Source organism: Streptomyces sp. NPDC090025 (assembly GCF_044748125.1).
Classification (GTDB): domain Bacteria; phylum Actinomycetota; class Actinomycetes; order Streptomycetales; family Streptomycetaceae; genus Streptomyces.
This window is the reverse complement of sequence record NZ_JBIVFL010000003.1, coordinates 674,129-691,557: the sequence shown is the minus strand read 5'-3', so window position 1 is coordinate 691,557 and position 17,429 is coordinate 674,129. Positions and strand designations below refer to the sequence as shown.

17 protein-coding genes and 3 tRNA genes are annotated in these 17,429 nt (G+C 71.8%); 11 read left to right on the top strand and 9 right to left on the bottom strand.

Annotated features, from left to right (window positions below):
* Positions 1 to 119: 119 nt before the first annotated feature.
* Both ACIPXM_RS12475 and ACIPXM_RS12470 read right to left on the bottom strand, forming a co-directional pair.
* On the bottom strand, positions 120 to 1,559 hold the full coding sequence (locus ACIPXM_RS12475) for an FGGY family carbohydrate kinase (RefSeq protein WP_401654755.1): 1,440 nt from the start codon (positions 1,557 to 1,559) through the stop codon (positions 120 to 122).
* A gap of 114 nt (positions 1,560 to 1,673) precedes the next feature.
* A complete protein-coding gene (locus ACIPXM_RS12470) occupies positions 1,674 to 1,967 on the bottom strand; it encodes a YtxH domain-containing protein (RefSeq protein WP_401654754.1) in 294 nt (97 codons plus the stop codon).
* Positions 1,968 to 2,102: 135 nt separating this feature from the next.
* Here ACIPXM_RS12470 and ACIPXM_RS12465 point away from each other — a divergent pair.
* The 4 genes from ACIPXM_RS12465 to ACIPXM_RS12450 all read left to right on the top strand — a co-directional run bounded on the left by ACIPXM_RS12465 (position 2,103) and on the right by ACIPXM_RS12450 (position 3,818).
* Positions 2,103 to 2,175 (top strand) — tRNA-Asn (locus tag ACIPXM_RS12465).
* Positions 2,176 to 2,180: 5 nt separating this feature from the next.
* A tRNA-Asn gene (locus ACIPXM_RS12460) sits at positions 2,181 to 2,253 on the top strand.
* Between the two features lie 165 nt (positions 2,254 to 2,418).
* Positions 2,419 to 2,495, top strand: a tRNA-Ile gene (locus tag ACIPXM_RS12455).
* A gap of 348 nt (positions 2,496 to 2,843) precedes the next feature.
* Positions 2,844 to 3,818 carry a hypothetical protein gene (locus ACIPXM_RS12450; protein ID WP_401654753.1) on the top strand — a complete coding sequence of 325 codons (975 nt, stop codon included), beginning with the start codon at positions 2,844 to 2,846 and terminating at the stop codon, positions 3,816 to 3,818.
* Positions 3,819 to 3,890: 72 nt separating this feature from the next.
* On the opposite strand, the gene ACIPXM_RS12445 is transcribed toward ACIPXM_RS12450, so the two are convergent.
* Entirely contained in the window at positions 3,891 to 4,496 is a 606-nt protein-coding gene (locus ACIPXM_RS12445; protein ID WP_401654752.1) for a GPP34 family phosphoprotein, read from the bottom strand.
* A gap of 170 nt (positions 4,497 to 4,666) precedes the next feature.
* Positions 4,667 to 5,539 carry an alpha/beta fold hydrolase gene (locus ACIPXM_RS12440; protein WP_401654751.1) on the bottom strand — a complete coding sequence of 291 codons (873 nt, stop codon included), beginning with the start codon at positions 5,537 to 5,539 and terminating at the stop codon, positions 4,667 to 4,669.
* Between the two features lie 313 nt (positions 5,540 to 5,852).
* On the opposite strand from ACIPXM_RS12440, the gene ACIPXM_RS12435 reads away from it, so the two are divergent.
* Positions 5,853 to 8,624, top strand: coding sequence for an ATP-binding protein (locus ACIPXM_RS12435; protein WP_401654750.1), 2,772 nt, complete (start codon positions 5,853 to 5,855; stop codon positions 8,622 to 8,624).
* 139 nt (positions 8,625 to 8,763) lie between these two features.
* Entirely contained in the window at positions 8,764 to 9,423 is a 660-nt protein-coding gene (locus ACIPXM_RS12430) for an isochorismatase family protein (RefSeq protein ID WP_401654749.1), read from the top strand.
* A gap of 61 nt (positions 9,424 to 9,484) precedes the next feature.
* On the opposite strand, the gene ACIPXM_RS12425 is transcribed toward ACIPXM_RS12430, so the two are convergent.
* Positions 9,485 to 10,108, bottom strand: coding sequence for a TetR/AcrR family transcriptional regulator (locus tag ACIPXM_RS12425; protein WP_401654748.1), 624 nt, complete (start codon positions 10,106 to 10,108; stop codon positions 9,485 to 9,487).
* Between the two features lie 308 nt (positions 10,109 to 10,416).
* On the opposite strand from ACIPXM_RS12425, the gene ACIPXM_RS12420 reads away from it, so the two are divergent.
* Positions 10,417 to 10,941, top strand: coding sequence for a cupin domain-containing protein (locus ACIPXM_RS12420; RefSeq protein WP_401654746.1), 525 nt, complete (start codon positions 10,417 to 10,419; stop codon positions 10,939 to 10,941).
* 39 nt (positions 10,942 to 10,980) lie between these two features.
* On the opposite strand, the gene ACIPXM_RS12415 is transcribed toward ACIPXM_RS12420, so the two are convergent.
* The 4 genes from ACIPXM_RS12415 to ACIPXM_RS12400 all read right to left on the bottom strand — a co-directional run bounded on the left by ACIPXM_RS12415 (position 10,981) and on the right by ACIPXM_RS12400 (position 14,581).
* On the bottom strand, positions 10,981 to 11,271 hold the full coding sequence (locus ACIPXM_RS12415) for a hypothetical protein (protein ID WP_401654745.1): 291 nt from the start codon (positions 11,269 to 11,271) through the stop codon (positions 10,981 to 10,983).
* Between the two features lie 94 nt (positions 11,272 to 11,365).
* Positions 11,366 to 13,420, bottom strand: coding sequence for a phosphocholine-specific phospholipase C (locus ACIPXM_RS12410; RefSeq protein WP_401654744.1), 2,055 nt, complete (start codon positions 13,418 to 13,420; stop codon positions 11,366 to 11,368).
* 246 nt (positions 13,421 to 13,666) lie between these two features.
* A complete protein-coding gene (locus tag ACIPXM_RS12405; RefSeq protein WP_401654743.1) occupies positions 13,667 to 13,990 on the bottom strand; it encodes an SCO0607 family lipoprotein in 324 nt (107 codons plus the stop codon).
* Between the two features lie 174 nt (positions 13,991 to 14,164).
* Positions 14,165 to 14,581: an organic hydroperoxide resistance protein gene (locus ACIPXM_RS12400; protein WP_401654741.1), complete on the bottom strand. Its 417-nt coding sequence runs from the start codon at positions 14,579 to 14,581 to the stop codon at positions 14,165 to 14,167.
* 110 nt (positions 14,582 to 14,691) lie between these two features.
* Between ACIPXM_RS12400 and ACIPXM_RS12395 the strand changes: the two genes are divergently transcribed.
* The 4 genes from ACIPXM_RS12395 to ACIPXM_RS12380 all read left to right on the top strand — a co-directional run bounded on the left by ACIPXM_RS12395 (position 14,692) and on the right by ACIPXM_RS12380 (position 17,357).
* On the top strand, positions 14,692 to 15,201 hold the full coding sequence (locus ACIPXM_RS12395; RefSeq protein WP_401654740.1) for a MarR family winged helix-turn-helix transcriptional regulator: 510 nt from the start codon (positions 14,692 to 14,694) through the stop codon (positions 15,199 to 15,201).
* A 106-nt stretch (positions 15,202 to 15,307) separates the two neighbouring features.
* Positions 15,308 to 15,778, top strand: coding sequence for a GNAT family N-acetyltransferase (locus ACIPXM_RS12390; RefSeq protein ID WP_401654739.1), 471 nt, complete (start codon positions 15,308 to 15,310; stop codon positions 15,776 to 15,778).
* Positions 15,775 to 17,025, top strand: a complete 1,251-nt coding sequence (locus ACIPXM_RS12385; protein WP_401654738.1) for an MFS transporter — start codon at positions 15,775 to 15,777, stop codon at positions 17,023 to 17,025. Before ACIPXM_RS12390 ends, ACIPXM_RS12385 begins: the two co-directional genes overlap by 4 nt.
* 158 nt (positions 17,026 to 17,183) lie before the next feature.
* A complete protein-coding gene (locus ACIPXM_RS12380; protein WP_401654737.1) occupies positions 17,184 to 17,357 on the top strand; it encodes a hypothetical protein in 174 nt (57 codons plus the stop codon).
* Positions 17,358 to 17,429 lie beyond the last annotated feature (72 nt).

The window sequence follows — 17,429 nt, the reverse complement described above, 5'->3', positions numbered from 1 at the left end:
TTTCCGGGTCGGGCGGTGAGCCTGGGGGAAGTCTTTACGTACGCGACCGCGCACGCGCCGGGCCGCGCACGCAGGGGTCCGGCTCCGTCACGCGCCGGAGCCGTCGGACCCGCCCCTGGTCAGGCGCTGAACGCGCCGGGGTGGATCTGGTTCCGGGTGGCGACGTACTGCTGGCGCACGGCCTGGCCGACGGCCAGCTCCTCGCCCGGCTCGAACACCTGTGCGGCGGCGCCCTGCCAGACCGGCGGCACGGCGGGGGAGAGGGTGCCCTGGGAGACCCCGAGCGCCCAGGCGGCCTGCCGGGCGGCGCCGAGCGCCGCGTACTCGGCGGGCTGCGGCACCACGACCTGGGCGCCGAACACACCGGGCGCGACGGCCTGGACGGCGGGCAGCCCGGCGGCGGCGCCGAGCAGGAAGACCCGGCGCACCTCGACACCGCGGGACCGCAGCACCTCCATGGCGTCGGCGATCCCGCACAGCATGCCCTCGAAGGCGGCCCTGGCCAGGTGCTCGGGCTTCATCGACTCGCGGCGCAGGCCGCTGAGGGTGCCCGCGGTGTGGGGCAGCCGGGGGGTGCGCTCGCCCTCCAGATAGGGGAGGAGGACGAGTCCGGAGGCGCCGGGGGTGGATTCGAGGGCGAGCGCGGACAGCTCGTCGAGGGATTCGACGCCGAGCAGTTCGGCGGTGCCGCGCAGGGCGCGGACGGCGTTCGAGGTGTGCACGACGGGCAGGTGCGTGCCGGCGCCGTCGGCGTACGAGGTGATCATGCCGTCGGGGTCGGTCAGGGCCTCGTGGTGCACGGCCATCACGGAGCCGGAGGCGCCGAGCGAGACGACGGCGTCACCGGTGCCGAGACCGAGGCCGAGCGCGGCGGCCATGGTCTCGCCGGTGCCGGCGGAGATCAGCAGGCCCTCGGGCGTGGTCCCGGCGGCCTCGGCGGGCGCGAGCACCTCGGGCAGCACGGCCTGGTGGCCGAGGGCGAGGTCGACCAGGTCGGGGCGGTAGGCACCGGTGCGGGCCGACCAGTAGCCGGTGGCGGAGGCGGCGCCGCGGTCGGTGGTGCGGCGGGCGGGGCGGCCGAGCAGCTGCCAGACCAGCCAGTCGTGCGGCTGCAGGACCATGGCGATCCGCTGGGCGTGCTCGGGTTCGGTGCGGGCCAGCCAGCGCAGCTTGGCGACCGGCATCCCGGCCTGCGGCACCAGACCGACGGCCTCGGCCCACGCCTGCCGTCCGCCGAGCCCCTCGACCAGATCGGCCGCGGCGACCTGCGCCCGCTTGTCGTTGCCGACCAGCGCGGGCCGCACCAGGGCGCCCTGCCGGTCGAGCGGCACGAGACCGTTCGGCTGCGCGGACACGCCGATGGCCTGCACGCCTTCGAGCAGCCCGCCGGTCGCGGCCTCGCCGAGCGAGAGCAGCCACGCCTGCGGGTCGACGTCGGTGGCCTTGGGTTCCAAGGGGTGCGGGGCATGGCCCTGCCGCAGCACGGCACCCGTGTCCGCGTCACAGACGACGATGCGCGTGGAGTCGGAAGAGCTGTCCAGACCGGCGACTATCCCCATGGCACATGATTCTGCCGTACGGACGGGGCCGGCGTGGCCGGGTGTACGGCCCGGGGCGCGGCGGGCCCGGGTCACCGCCCAGGTTGCCGCCCCGGATGTCTCCCGGATGTCGCCTCAGGTGTTGGTGGTGCCCCAGTCGTCGTCCAGGAAGCTCTCGGACTGCCGCAGCTGCCCGTTGTGCTCGCGCCGGGCCCGCAGCCGCTGGGCCTGGTCGCCCACCGCGTGCACGGCCTTGCCCGCTGCCTGGCGGCCGCCCTGCGCGGCGGACTCGGCCGCGTTGCGGACGGCGGGGTTCTCGGCGACCTGCTTGGCGGACTTCTTCATCCGCTCGTACACCTCTCGCCCGGCCCGCGTCCCGATGACGAAACCGAGGCCCAGTCCGGCGACGAAGACCAGCTTGTACCGCACGCTGCGATCCTTCCCTGGACGCCCTGGGGATACCGATTGGCGGAGCACCCCCCTGCTTGCGCTAATCTATGTCTCGCAGCGAGCGAGCGCCGCCCGGGGAGACCTGGCGTGGAGCCGTTCGGTGCAACGCAGCAATCCCCTGTAGCTCAATTGGCAGAGCAGCCGGCTGTTAACCGGCAGGTTACTGGTTCGAGTCCAGTCGGGGGAGCGCGATCCCCTGTAGCTCAATTGGCAGAGCATTCGGCTGTTAACCGGAGGGTTGCTGGTTCGAGTCCAGCCGGGGGAGCGATCGGAAGAGGACCCTTCGGGGTCCTTTTTCGTTTCCGGTGGAACCACCCGCCGGACCTGGGTGTCTTCTTGATCGAGCATGGCCGACCATCCGGAGCAGGAGATCGTATGAGCGGCTATGCTGCGGCAGACGGCGCGCACACTTGTACGTGCCGTGGTGTACGGGGCGGTAGCTCAGCCGGTTAGAGCAGCGGACTCATAATCCGTCGGCCGTGGGTTCGAGTCCCACCCGCCCCACCACAGCAGAAACGTCCTGACCAGGCACTGAGCCGGTCAGACGTGCGTGATGGAGGGACCTGACGGCCCGTCCTGAGCAGGAAAGCACACCTGATTGGACACCGATGGGACGCGGGGCGCGCGACGCGCCTGAAACGCCCGTTCGGACCAGTCGTGATCATCGCGACCGTCCGTGCCTCACTGCCGACGCTTCTTCGGCGGAGGTCCCGCCCGCGCGTCCCCGACGCGCGGCGGCCGCCGTCCCGCACTCAGGCCGTCTCGCACTCAGGCCGTCCGGGGTGAACCCGCCGGTCGTTTCGGTGGACAGGCCGCAGGGTAGGCCCCCGCCAGGCTCAAGGTGGTGGGGGTTCGATGAGCAGCCAGCGCGGGAAGATCGTCAGTGGGGTGTCGGCAAACCCTCCGGGAATCACTCGAAGAATTCCGCCGAGGATCTATTCGCCTCTTTCGGTCTCTGACCCGAGGGCGCCGGGGCTGCTCTCCTGGCCGCCGAAGAAGAAGACCTATCAGCCGCCGCCGAGTTACAAGGTCCACGACTTCACGAAGCCGCAACCGCAGACGCACCCGGCGATCCTCGTCGGGAAGCTGGCCTGGCTCGGCTGGAAGGCGTACAAGGAGCATCAGGAAAAGAAGGAGCTCGCGGAAAAAGTCGCCAAGTACGAGACCGAGAACGCCTCCTCGGTGAATCTGTCCAGCGAGTTCGAGGCGTGCCTGGACGCGATCTCCGTGCTGTGCCTTCCGCCGCTTCCGAGCGGCAGCCCCCGGGCCTTCGACCTGGCGGGCCTCGTGGCCCAGTTCCCAGGCTGGCAGGCGTTCGGGACCAGCGCCGAGCAGGCGCGTACCGCGATCGCGGAGGCGCGCGCACAGCGGCCGACGGCCGAGGTGCGGGAGCGTGCGCGCGTGGTGGCCGCGAGAACGCTGGGCAAGGCGGAGGCCATACTCAAGGCCAACTACCGGACGATACCCTGCCCGCCCTGGGGGACGGATCTCCACCTTTACGGCGCGTTCGCGGCGGAGTCACTGTTACGCCGCTATCACGACTACCTTTTCGAACTTCTCGCCTTCGAGCGCGACGATTTCACCTCCCGTGAGCGGCCGTACTTCACGATGGAGAACCCCGAGGAATCGCTCGCCGAACTGGAGTCGGCCGCCCGGGAGACGTTTCCTGACGTGATGGATCTGACGACCCTCCCGGAGGCCGCACGTCAGGTTCTCTCCTTTCAGGCGAACCCGACCGGAAGAGAAGCCGGAGATCGGTACGGGGCCGCTCTGGGGGCCCTTCTGCTGGAGATCGACATCCGTATGCGGGCTCGCCATTTTTCCGCGTGACGCGTGACGCGTGGTGCGTGGTGCGTGGTGCGGGTCACGAGTGGCCCGTGATCGCGGGGGCGGCGGACGTCGTCAGGGCGCACGCCAGACGTTGTCGAACGCGGCCTGTTCGATGTCCCGCCGCTGACGTACCGCGGCCAGCTCCGTCACCGCGTCCTCGACGGCGGCCAGGACGGTCCCCGTCGCTCCGTCGACGGGACCGGGCGCTTCCGGTCCCTCCTCGGCGAGGACGCCCGCCGCCGCGGCGAGGCGGGTGAGGACCGGTTCGTGGGAGGCCCGGCGTTCCCTGGCGTGCCGGAGCTCCTCCGTATCGGAGACGACGACCGGGCCGGGGGCGAGCGGCAGCCAGCGTTTCCGCTGCCGGGTGAGCCGGCCGTCCGCCGCGAGGGCCGCCGCGTAGGTTCCGGTCAGGTCGCGGCCCCTGCGCCACAGCCAGTCCTCGACGTACTCGTACGGTGCCTCCCGGGTGAGCGCCGCCGCGGCCTGGTCGAGGAGCGCGTCGCCCAGGCCGGTGCGGTCGGCCGGCACGATCAGGTCGCCGTCGAGCGTGGCGGCCTCCTCCGCGAGCAGGTCGAGGAGTTCGGCACCGGCCAGTGCGAGGGACAGCTCGCCCTGGCGCACTGTTCCGCCGGACGCCGCGTCCATGGCGGTGATCATCGGGTCGCGGGCGGTGGGCATCGGGCGCCTCCCCGTGGTCGGTGTCGGGAAGGCCCCAGGACGTGCGAGGCGCTTCCCCCGTACGAGACTAGAAGGGACGAGAACCGGGCCGCAGCCCGAACGGCGCGTTCAGGTCTCCCTCGGCGCGGGACGGGCGACCGCCCGGTGCGGCACATCGTCCTGACGCGGGTTCAGTCGGCCAGGAACTCCCGCAGAACGCGGTTCACCTCGGTGGCGTGTGTCCAGATCAGGCCGTGCGGTGCGCCGGGGATCTCGACGTACGCCGCTCGCGGCAGCAGCGCGCGCAGCGGCCTGGCGGTCGCGTCGATCGGCAGCAGCCGGTCGTGGGTGCCGTGGACGATCAGTACGGGGACGTCGATCGCGGCGACGTCGGCGCGGAAGTCGGTGATCCAGGCCGGAATCACCGCCACACACGCCCGCGCCGACGCGGTGGCGGCCATGGCGCGGAACCGTGCCTCCGGTTCGGTGCCGGTGCCGGTGCCGGTGCCGGTGCCGGTGCCGGTGGCCGCCTCGCCGTCGGCGTCGGCGTCGGGCGGGTCGCCGGTGCCCAGGAACGTACCGCACAGCTCGGCGAAGTAGGCGTGCCGGTCGTCCCGTACGCGGGTGATCAGGGCGTCGAAGTGGGACAGGCCGAGTCCGCGCGGCGACCCGTCGGCGCGCAGCAGGTACGGCGGAAGGGCGGTCAGGAACACGGCCTTGGACACCCGCGCCGAGCCGTACGTGCCGAGGTAGCGGGCGATCTCGCCCGTCCCCATGGCGTGGCCGACGAGGACGGCTCCGGTGAGGTCGAGCCCCGTCAGGACGGCGTGCAGATCCGTCGCGAGCGTGTCGTAGTCGTAGCCCTCGGGCGCGGGCGACGAACACCCGAACCCGCGGCGGTCGTACGTGATCACCCGGTGGCCCGCGGCGAGCAGTGCCGGAACCTGCCGGTACCAACTGCGGCCGTCCAGCGGGTATCCGTGGATCAGCACCACGGGGCGGCCGCTTCCGCGGTCTTCGTAGGACAACGCGATGTCGCCGTCACCGGCCGGGACTTGGGGCATGGTGGTATCCCTGAGTGGGGAGGTCTGGAGGTCCGGAGGTGTCTGGAGGTCGGGGGGCTGGAGGACTGGGGGGGCTGCGAGGGTCGGCGCGGGCCGGCACTCGGCCCGTGCGCCCACCCTGTCGGGGATCGGCCCCCGACCGCCTCGGTCATCCGACTGTGAGTGGTGGCGGATGCGACCGGTCGGGCCCCGGGGCGCACGCCGGCCGAGGGGCGGGACCGCCGAGGAGTCCGGCGGCTGTTCCGCGCCGCCAGTGCGCCGCCCCTCCGGTCGGCGGTGCTCGTACCGAGTGGGAAGTGGGGGCACGACAGCGATGACGGGAAGCGGGCCGATCGGCCGGAGGTCGGAGATCGTCGGGCGCATCGAGGATGTGCGGCGGGTGCGCGAGTTCCTGGCGGACGGCCCCGGCGGCCGCGGACTGCACGTGGTCGGCGAGGCGGGGGTCGGCAAGACGACGCTGCTCGACGTGATCGCCGAGACGGCGGCCGAGGCGGGGACCCGGGTGCTGCGCGCCGACGGCGTGGAGTTCGAGGCGGACGTCACCTTCGCCGGGCTGCATCAGATCATCACTCCGGTGCTGGACGGCGCCGAGACCCTGCGGCCCGAGTACCGCGACGCCCTGCTGGTCGCCCTCGGCTTCGCCACCGGACCGGCGCCCGACCGGCTGCTCCTCGTCAACGCCGCACTGGCGCTGCTGAGGCGGGCCGCCGAGGAGGCACCACTGCTCCTGATCGTCGACGACGTGCCGTGGCTGGACCGGGCGAGCGCCGTGGTGCTGGGCTTCGTCGCCCGACGCCTGTCCGGCAGCCGGGTCGGCTTCGTGGCCGCGTCACGGACCGGCCAGGCCGGCCTGTTCGATCACGGCGGGCTCCACGAGATCCGGCTGGCCCCCCTGGACGACGACTCGGCACGCTTGCTGCTGGCCGCGCGCTACCCGGAACTGGCCGAACGGGTCCGGGCCCGTGTCGTCGCCGAGGCCCGCGGCAATCCGCTCGCGTTGCTCGAACTGCCCGCCGAGCTCAGCGGGGCCCAGCGCAGTGCCCGGGAAGAGCTGCCCGTGGTCCTGCCGCTGGGCGAACGGCTGCGGGCGCTGTTCGTCGCGCGGGTCACCACACTGGCCGACGCGGACCGGCGGGTACTGCTGTCGGCCGCCCTCGACGGTACGGGGGACCTCGGCGCCCTGCGTACCGCGGCCGGACCCGACGCGGGCACGCTGTCCGGCCTCGCCGCGGCCGAGCGCGAGCGCCTGGTACGGGTCGACACCGCCACTCGGCGGCTCAGCTTCCGGCACCCGCTGATCCGCTCGGCGGTCGTGGAGGCGTCCACCCTCGCCGAACGCCGTGCCGCGCACCTCGCCCTGGCCGCGTCCCTGGCCGACCGGCCGGAGCGCCGGGCCTGGCACCTGGCCGAGGCCGCCATCGAACCCGACGAGCGGGTCGCCCGCCTGCTCCAGGCCGCGGGGCACTCGGCACTGCGCCGGGGCGACGCCGTCGGCGCGGTCGCCGCGCTCACCCGGGCGGCCGATCTGAGTCCCGCCGCGGACGACCGGGCGCGGCGGCTGGCCGAGGCGGCGTACATAGGAGCCGAGGCGACCGGTGACGTCGCCGGCGCCTCGGGGCTGCTGCACCGGGCGCGGAGCATCGACACCGAAGGCGGCGGCACTCTGTACGCGGCCGCCGCGGCGGTGTACGTGCTGCTCAACACCGAGGCCGACATCGACACCGCGCACCGGCTGCTGGTCGGCGCGATCGAGGCGGCCGGGCCGACGTACGACGCGGACGACCAGGCGCTCGTCGACGCTCTGCACACCCTCCAACTGGTGTGCTGGTGGAGCGGACGAGCGGACAAGTGGGAGGCGTTCACCGACGCGGTCGGCAGGGTCAGGCCCGCTCCGCCGCCGGTGCTGGCGCTGGCCGCGCGGTCGTTCCCGGATCCGGCCCGAGCCGCAACCGCGGTGCTGGATCAGCTCGACGAGGTCCGGGGCGTGCTCCGGCGCACGGACGACGCGACGCTCCTCGTGCGCGGCGCGACCGCCACGATCTACCTCGACCGGGTCGGTGAACTCAAGGACCAGTTATGGGAGTTGGTCCGGTCGGGCCGGGACGGCGGCGGGCCCGCCCGGCGTCACCTGGGCGCGCTCATGCATCTGTGCATGGAGGACTTCCTCACCGGTGAGTGGGCCGAGGCGCAGGAACTCGTCGACGAGGGCATGGCCCTGTGCGAGGCCGGATACCCGTTCTTCGCCTGGTACTTCCAGTACAACCAGGTGCTGCTGCACGGAGCGCGCGGCGAGTCCGAGGCCGGAGAGGCGCTGGGCGAGCGGATGATCGCGTGGGCGGCGCCGCGTGGCGTCGGGGCCGCCGCGTCCTTCGCCCGCCAAGCGCTGACGCTGTCCTGCCTGGGCAGCGGCGATGACGAGGCGGCGTACGGGCACGCCACCGCGCTCACCCCGGCCGGGACGCTCGCGCCCTACGTCGCGCACGCGCTGTGGGGTGTGTTCGACCTGGTCGAGGCGGCGGTCAGGACCGGCAGGGACGCGGCGGCCGCCGCGCATCTGAGGGCGCTGCGCGAGCTCGGGATCGCCCGGATCTCCGACCGGTACGCGATGCTCGTCGCGGGCGCGGCCGGACTGTGCGCCGTGGCCGACGAAGAGGCCGTGGCCCACTTCCGGGCGGCACTGGCGGCGCCGGGCGCGGACCGCTGGATGTTCGACGCCGCGCGGATCCGGCTCGCTCTCGGTGAGCGGCTGCGCCGTGCGGGCGCCAGGAACGAGGCCCGTGAGCCGTTACGGAACGCCTCGGCGGCGTTCACCCGGCTCGGCGCGGTGCCGTGGGCCGAGCGGGCCCGCAAGGAGCTGCGGGCGTCGGGTCAGCCGACCCGGCCGGGCGCCGCGCGCTCGCCGTTGACGCCGCAGGAGCGGGAGATCGCGCAGCTGGCGGCGTCCGGACTGACGAACAAGCAGATCGGCGCCCGCCTGCACCTGTCGCACCGCACGGTCGGGGCCCATCTCTACCAGGTCTTCCCGAAGTTGGGGATCACCACGCGGGCGGCGTTGCGTGACGCGCTGACCGCGCTCGACGAGTGACCGCGCGCCCACCGTCAGATGACTGCCCTCCCGGCAGCCGTCGAAGGGGAGTTGTCTGACGGATCCGGCGCGCGCTCCGCATCCCGAGACTCGATGCCAGGCGGAGACGCCGCCGCAACTCACCGAGGGGCAGGGACCCATGACCGAGAACCCGACCGAACTCAGCATCCAGAACTCCGCCGTCGTGCTCATCGACCACCAGCCCGCCATCGCGCTCCAGACGGCGCCGCCCTCGCAGACCCAGCTCGTCAACAACGTGGCCGGGCTCGCGGAGACGGCCGCGGCCCTCGGCGTCCCCACCGTCCTCACCACCGTGGGGGCGACGGGCAGCGTGCTGGTCGACCCCCTCTTCAAGGAGATCACCGCGGCCTTCCCCGACCTGGAGCCGATCGACCGCACCTCCACGGCCGCCTGGTCGCACCCCGGCGTGCGGGCGGCGGTCGAGGCCACCGGGCGCCGCAAGCTGATCATGGCCGGTCTCTCCACCGACGTGTGCCTCACGCAGGCCGTCCTGGGCGCGCTCAAGGACGGGTACGAGGTCTTCTTCGTCACCGACTGCTCGGCCGGGGTCACCCCGGAGGCCCACGAGGACGCGAAGGTCCGTCTTTCGATGGCCGGCGCCAAGCCGATCAACTGGCTCGCGGTGTTCAGCGAGTGGGTTCCGGACTACACCGCGCCGGAGCGGATCGCGCTCAACGGCATCATGTCGAGGCGCGCCAACTCGTCCGGGGTGTTCGCCGACTACGTGCTGGCGCAGGTGACCGGCGGCATCGTGAAGGCGCCCGACTTCCTGTCGTGACGTGACGTGACGTGACGAGCCCCCGGGCCGGAGCGGGGCGAGCGCGCGAGCGCGCGATGTCTCAGGCGTCCGGCCCGGGCGTCCCCGGCAGCAGGCCGCGCAGGACCAGTTCGGCCAGGGACTGGGCGGCTTGCTCCCATTCCGCGTCCGTCAGCCGGGTGGAGCGGCCGAGGCGGGCCGCCAGGGGGTCCTGGGTGAACACCAGGGCGGGGCCGGTGAGGGCGCTGAACAGCGTGTCCATCGGGATCCTCGCCATCCGCCCCGCGTCCATGAGCCGCTGGACGAGCGGTTCGAGCCCTTCGAGGAACGGGCGCATGACCTCGCCGTGGAGGTAGTCGAGGCGGGGCGAATCAAGGGCCGATTCCGCGGTGATGATCCGGTTCAGCACCGGGTTCTTCACGGCACCCCGGTAGAAGACCCGGACGAGGGCCTCGAACGTCCTGATGTCGTCGGCCTCGGCCTCGGCGTGGACCGCGAAGGCGGATACGAGGTTCCGCTGCGGCTCGGCCGAGGCGTGGGCGACGGCCGCGCGCCAGAAGTTCTCCTTCGACCCGAAGCGGTCGTTGATGAAGTTGTGGCTGACGCCGAGCCGCTTGGCGAGCTCGCGCACCGATGCGCCCTGATAGCCGAGCTCCGCGAAGGATTCCAGTCCGCGTTCGAGGATCTCGGCTTCGGTGAGATCCACCTGTGGTGCCCGCTTCCGGGCGGGTCGTGGCTGCCGACCGCTCTGTTCCTCGGACACGCGGCCTCGCTCCCATGGCTCTTCATCCAGCGACGTTCAGCGACGTCGAGCGACGTCCAGCGACGTCCAGCGACACACCCTACGGGAATCGGCCATCGCCGAGATGTGGGCTCCTTCGGGTGGTCCGTACGACGACTTTCCAAGCTTGACACTTGTCAGGCCAAGAGTAATCTGACAGGTGTCAAGCGAAGCCGGGAGCGCCCGCGCCGGGCACTCCCGCCCCTATTCGCAGATGTGTGGAGGCGACTGTCATGAGCCTTGTCATTCCGGAGATCCCCGCCGACGATCCGCGCTGGACGAAGCGCGGCGCCGTGTACGTCCCGGCCGGAGAGGGGGAGTCGAAGTGGGTGGCCGGCGACGTCTACACGGTGAAGGCGGACTCGGCACGGACCGGCGGCCGATTCGGGTTCGTCGAGGCGTCCGTACCGCCGGGCGGCGGTCCGACGGCCCATGTGCACAACTCGCACGGTGAGGCGTTCTACATCGTCGACGGCACGCTGGAGTTCCTCAACGGGGACGAGACGATCAACGCCCGGTCGGGAGACTTCTTCTACGTCCCTCCGGGGATCCGCCACCGCTTCCGGAACAAGGGCGTGCACACCACGAAGATGCTCTTCTTCTTCTCGCCCGGAGGCCCGGAGGCGAGCGTGCAGGTGGGCGACGACGCCATCCCCGGCAAGGCCGTCCCCGAGTGGACCATGGAGCGCCACATGCAGGGGTTCAGGGATTCGCTGGCCCTCGACATCGACACCGACAGCCTGCCGGAGAAGGAGTAGCGGCGGGGCGAAGGCCGGGGCTGGGGGGTTGAGTGCCTCCTACGAGCTCATGGCAAGCCCGAGCAGCAGCGCGAACAGCAGCGGCAGGACGGTGATGCCGAGCACGGTCCCCGCGGTCAGGAAGCGTGGCATCCGCCAGGTGCGGCGGTGGGGGAGGAGCCAGGAGACGGGGAGCAGGAGCATCCCGAGGACGAGGACCGTCTCGATGCCGCTGGTGTAGCCGTCGGCCTGGAACAGGCTGTACTCCCAGACCAGGAGCGGCAGGCCGACGAGGGTCGCGATGAGCGGGGCTCGCCACCAGGTCGGGTGTGCGGCGGAGGGCGTTGTCATGGGGGCAGTCCAGCAGCCGCGAGGGCCGGGCGGATGAGTACGCGCACTCATCCGTCCCGGCCGCGGTGCTCAGCGAGTCAGGACGCTCGACGCGTCAGTACGTCAGGATCCCCGGGTCCGACGTGCCCGCCGCGCCCGTTTCCACGTGGCCCGCCAGGCGGCGGAGGTAGTCCGTCGTCGAGGCGGCCGTGATGGAGACGTCGTACCAGCGGGCGGAGGCCGAGAGCGGGACGGTGTGGGTGACCGTGGCGCCCTTCGGGACCGACACCGTCGTGGGGGTGCCCGCGTAGGTGTTGGTGACGGTCACCGTGGTGGTGGTGCCCGGGTTGGTGAAGGTCAGGTCCAGATTGCCGGTGGCCGCGTTGTGGCGGGCCTGGACCTCGGGGACGGCCGTCTTGCCGGGGGAGCGGAAGCGGCGCAGGAAGCCGTTCGGGCCGTGGACGGTGAGGTCGGTCAGGGTCTTGGAGTACTTGGTGTTCCAGGTGTCCGCGATCGACTTCCCGGCCTCGGTCGTGTACGTCCAGGGCGCGTCCGTGCGGTTCGCCGAGGTCACGTAGAACTGGGCGCCCGCCGAGGGCCCGCCGCTGAAGGTCAGCCGGAAGGTGCCGGCCGTGGTGTCGGCGGCGCCGTCCACGTACGGGGCGTAGCGCAGCGGCCGGGTGGGCTTGCCGCCGGGCTCCTGGCGGGGCATCGTGCCGACCGCCGGGGCGGTCGCCAGGAAGTCGGAGTGCCGGTTCTTGTCCGGCGGGAAGTAGCCCGCCGTCGACGGCAGCGCGGCCGGCTGGGCCTGCGTGCGGGAGAAGTCGAAGGCCGAGGTCAGGTCGCCGCACACGGCGCGGCGCCACGGCGAGATCTGCGGCTCCTGGACCCCGAAGCGGGACTCCATGAAGCGGATCACCGAGGTGTGGTCGAAGGTCTCCGAGCAGGTGTAGCCGCCGGTGGACCAGGGCGAGACGACGATCATCGGGACGCGCGGGCCGAGACCGTAAGGACCGGCCGCGTAACCGGTCTTGCCGCCGAAGTAGTCGAGCGTGGTGGCGACCGTCGACAGGCCCTGCGCCGCGCCGGACGGCACGTACGGCGGGACCACGTGGTCGAAGAAGCCGTCGTTCTCGTCGTACGTGATGAACAGGGCCGTCTTCGCCCACACGTCCGGGTTCGAGGTCAGCGCGTCGAGGACCTGCGAGATGTACCAGGCGCCGTAGTTCGAGGGCCAGTTGGCGTGCTCCGAGAACGCCTCGGGGGCGGCTATCCAGGACACCTGCGGCAGCCGGCCGCCCTGCACGTCGGCGCGCAGGATGTCGAAGAAGCCCTGTCCGGCCTTGGCGTCGGTGCCGGTGCGGGCCTTGTCGTAGAGCGGGTTGCCCGGCGCCGCGTTGCGGTAGTTGTTGAAGTAGAGGAGCGAGTTGTCGCCGTAGTTGCCGCGGAAGGCGTCGTTGATCCAGCCCCACGAACCGGCCGCGTTCAGACCGTCGCCGATGTCCTGGTAGATCTTCCAGGAGACCCCGGCCGCCTCCAGGCGCTCGGGGTAGGTGGTCCAGCCGTAGCCCGCCTCGGCGTTGTTGAGGACGGGGCCGCCGCCCTTGCCGTCGTTGCCGACGTAACCCGTCCACATGTAGTAGCGGTTGGGGTCGGTCGCGCCGATGAAGGAGCAGTGGTACGCGTCGCAGATGGTGAAGGCGTCGGCGAGCGCGTAGTGGAAGGGGATGTCCTCGCGGGTGAGGTGGGCCATGGTGGCCTTGGTCTTCGCGGGCACCCAGTTGTCGTACTTGCCCTTGTTGAAGGCGCTCTGGCCGCCCTGCCAGTCGTGGTTGAGGCCCTGGAGGTACTCCATGCCCAGCTTGTCGCTGGTGGGGCGGAACGGCAGGGTCACCTTGGAGCCGTCGGACTGGTTCCAGACCGACTTGCCGCTGGGCAGCGTGACCGGGCGGGGGTCACCGAAGCCGCGGACGCCCTTCATCGCACCGAAATAGTGGTCGAAGGAACGATTTTCCTGCATCAGGACGACGATGTGCTCGACGTCCTGGATCGTTCCGGTGGTGCCCTGTGCCGGGATGGCCGCGGCGCGGGCGATGCTGTTCGACAGCATCGTGAACGCGGCGGTGCCGCCCGCCACTTGGAGAAAGCGGCGACGATTGAGTTCGGCCATGGGAGCTGTCCTCCGGGGGGTGAGTGACACGGTGCGCCGGACGGCCGGTCCGACGCGAGCGCCCCAAGAAGAGCGCGCGCGGGCCACCGCCCGGCGGCTGTCCCATGACTGCCCGTCGTACGTTCGGCAAATCCCCCGTGCTCGAACGTAATTGCTCAACTATGAACGCTCCCAGGGTCAAAGCTCCCGTGGTAGCGGACGATTGTCAACAGAAGTCCACTCGACGAGTCAGTGAACGACCGGCGTTCAGGAGGCCGGCAGGTCGATGATCTTGCCGTCCTTGTCGACGGTGCGGGTGGTCCAGTACTCGTCCCACTGGTCGCCGACGTGCTGCGGGACCTTGCCCTCGGGGTAGCGGGTGAAGCCCGGGTCCGGCTCCTTGCCGTCCTTCTCGCAGTAGCTGCCGGAGTCGCCGATCGCCATGGCCGGGTACTCGCCCCGGCTGCAGATGTTCTCCTCGTACCCCACGCAGGCGGTCAGCGAGAGGGCCGCGGTCACGCCGACGAGCGCGGCGGCGAGCGGGCGACGGACCGGGCGGCGGGTGCGGAGGCGGCGGCGGAGCGTGGACACGAGGTCTCCAGGCGGGCTGCGGGGGACTTCGGGCGTCCCCGGGTGGCCCCAGTCTGGACGCGCGAAGCGGCCGCGCGGATGGGTACGGGTACTCATCCGCGCGGCCGCGCACGTGCTCAACCAGGGCCCCGCTCGTACGACCTGGGTATGAGGCGTGGGCAGGAGCCGTGGGTACTACTCGATGACGAGCTCGACCTGGATGTTGCCGCGGGTCGCCTTCGAGTACGGGCAGTAGGCGTGGGTCTTCTTCAGGAGCATCTCGCCGGCCTCGCCCTGGAGGTGGTCCGGGAGCTCGGCGCGCATCACGACCGAGAGGCCGAAGCCGCCGTCGGCCGGGTCCTTGCCGATGGAGACCTCGGCGGTGACGGACACCTCGGAGACGTCGATCTTCTCCTGGCGGGCGACGTTGCTCATGGCGCTCGCGAAACAGGCCGCGTAACCGGCGGCGAAGAGCTGCTCGGGGTTGGTGCCCTGGCCGTTGCCGCCGAGGGCCGCCGGGAAGGCGAGCGGGAGGTCGAGCACGCCGTCGGAGCTGACGGTGCGGCCCTCGCGGCCGTTGGCGGTGGCGACTGCGGTGTAGAGCGCGTCCATGGGTTCTTCCGTTCCTCGGGAGGTTCGCTGCTGCCCTCTATTTATAGCGCGCTATTAAGTTGTGCACAACTCAATCGGGCGTGATGCGGCTCTCCCGTACCCTGGGAACCATGGACGTGGACCAGCAAGACGTGGAGCAGGGCGGCGCGGATCGGAGCGAGGAATTCCTCCGGCTCGACAACCAGATCTGCTTCTCCCTGCACGCCGCCACCCGCGCCTTCAACGGCGTCTACCGGGGCGCGCTCAAGGAGCTCGGCCTGACCTACCCCCAGTACCTGGCGATGCTGGTCCTCTGGGAGTACGGCGAACTGCCCGTCAAGGGCATCGGCGAGCGGCTCAAGCTCGACTCCGGCACCCTGTCGCCGCTGCTCAAGCGCCTGGAGGCGGCCGGATACGTCGAGCGGCGGCGCAGCCCCGAGGACGAGCGCTCGGTCACCGTGCGGGTCACCGCCGAGGGGACCGCGCTGCGCGCGCGGGCGCTCGGCGTGCCGCGCCGGATCGCCGCCGCCACCGGGCTCGACCTGGCCGAGATGCGCGAGCTGCGGGAGCGGCTGACCGCCCTGGCGATCCGCCTCGACTCCGTCGACCCGGACGACCTCGCGGCCTGCGCGGCCCCGTGACCTGGTGACGTCGTGACCCCGTGACCCCGTGACGGAGCCTTCCGGAGGGGCCGCGGACGCGAAAATGTAAGGCTCCGATACCAGGAACGGTCCTATACTGCGCGCCATGCCCGACAACCCAGGCCGGATCACGCTCCGGCGCGCCACGGCCGCCGACTCCCGGCGGCTCACCCAGCTGGTCAGGACCTCCGGCGCCTATCGCGGCGAGTACGCCGCCATGGTCGACGGCTACCAGGTCGGCGGCGCGTACATCGAGCACCATCCCGTCCATGTCGCGGTCGACGCCGACGACCGGGTGCTCGGCTTCTACGCCCTCCTCCTCGACGAGGCCGAACTCGACCTCGCCTTCGTCGCCGACCACGCCCAGGGCCTCGGCATCGGACGGCTGCTCATCGACCACATGACCGCCGAGGGCAGGGCCGCCGGGCTCGACTCGATCCGGGTGGTCGCCCACCCGCCCGCCGAGGAGTTCTACCTGCGCACCGGCGCCCACCGCACCGGCACCGTGCGCCCCACCGGCCACATCCACTGGGAGCGCCCCGAGCTGCGCTACGACCTGACGGCCGACGCCGCGTGACCGTCACCGAAGCCACCGAACGCCGCCGGGTCTTCGCCGACCTCACCCCGCTGCGCACCTCGGCCGACTTCCGCCGCCTCTGGTTCGGCAGCTCGGTGAGCTGGGTCGGCCAGGGCATGACGACCCTCGCCATCTCGCTCCAGGTCTACGACATCACCCGCTCGCCGTTCTCGGTCGGCCTGGTCGGGCTCTTCTCGCTGGTCCCGCTGATCGTGTTCGGCCTGTACGGCGGCGCCATCGCCGACACCGTCGACCGGCGCAGGCTCGGCCTGGCCAGCTCCAGCGGCTCCGCCGTCCTCTCGGTGGCGCTCGCGACCGCCGCCTTCGCGCACTTCCACCAGGTCTGGTTCCTGTACGGGATCGTCGCCCTGCAGTCGGTCTGCGGCGCGCTCAACGCGCCCGCCCGCAGCTCGATGATCCCCCGGCTGCTGCCGCCCGAGCAGCTGCGCGCCGCCAACGCGCTCAACTCGATGACCACCACCTTCGGCACCCTGGTCGGGCCCAGCCTGGGCGGCCTCATCGTCGGTCTGGCCGGCTACCAGACCGCGTACCTCATCGACGCCATCGCCTTCTCCGCGTCCCTCTACGCGATGTGGCGGCTGCCGTCGATGCTGCCGGAGCGCACCGGCGCCAAGCGCGCCTCCGTCCTCGACGGGCTGCGCTTCCTCGCCACCCGCCCCAATCTGCGGATGACGTTCTTCTCCGACTTCTGCGCGATGATCCTGGCCCACCCGCGCGCGCTGTTCCCGGCCATCGCCGTGCTCTGGTTCGGCGGCGACGCCAAGACCACCGGACTCCTCGTCGCCGCACCGGCGTTCGGCGCGCTGCTCGGCGGGGTGCTCTCCGGCTGGCAGGGCCGGATCCGGCACCACGGGCAGGCGATCCTGCTGTCGGTGGCGTGCTGGGGCACCGCGATCGCCGCCTTCGGCCTGACCCGCAACCTCTGGCTCGGGCTGCTGCTGCTCGCCGTCGCGGGCTACGCGGACACCGTCTCGATGATCTTCCGGAACACGATGATGCAGGTGGCGGCCCCGGACGAGATGCGCGGGCGGCTCCAGGGCGTGTTCATCGTGGTCGTCGCGGGCGGGCCGCGGCTCGGTGACTTCCTGGCGGGCTCGGTCGCCGACCTCACCACCCCGGCCATCGCCGTCACCGGCGGCGGTCTCGCCTGCGTCGTCGCGATCGGCCTGCTCACGCTGTACGCGAAGGGCTTCCGCCGCTACGACGCCGAGCACCCGACCGCCTGAGCCCGACGACCGGGGAACTGCTCCGGGCGGTGGGCGCGAAACGGCAATGCGCCCGCCGAACGGGTCGTCCCCCGGCCGCGTCAACGCGACGGCACTTGCCGCTGTCCCATGCCGAGGACAGGCTCCGTCCTGAGCAACCCCACTCTCAGGAGGTTTTCATGCGCAAGCTCATCGCCACGTTCGCCCTGGCCTCGGCCGCGGTCCTGGCCGGTGCCGGTGCGGCCGTCGCCAACGACGGTCCGGAGTTCGGCGACGAGACGGTGGTCACGCAGATCGACCACACGGTCGTCGTCTGCAGCGACTTCAGCTTCTGCACGGGCGACAACGGCTGACCGCTCAGCGTGCCACGCGCACGGAACACCCCCTCGGCCCGCGCGGCCGAGGGGGTGTTCCCCTGTCCGGGG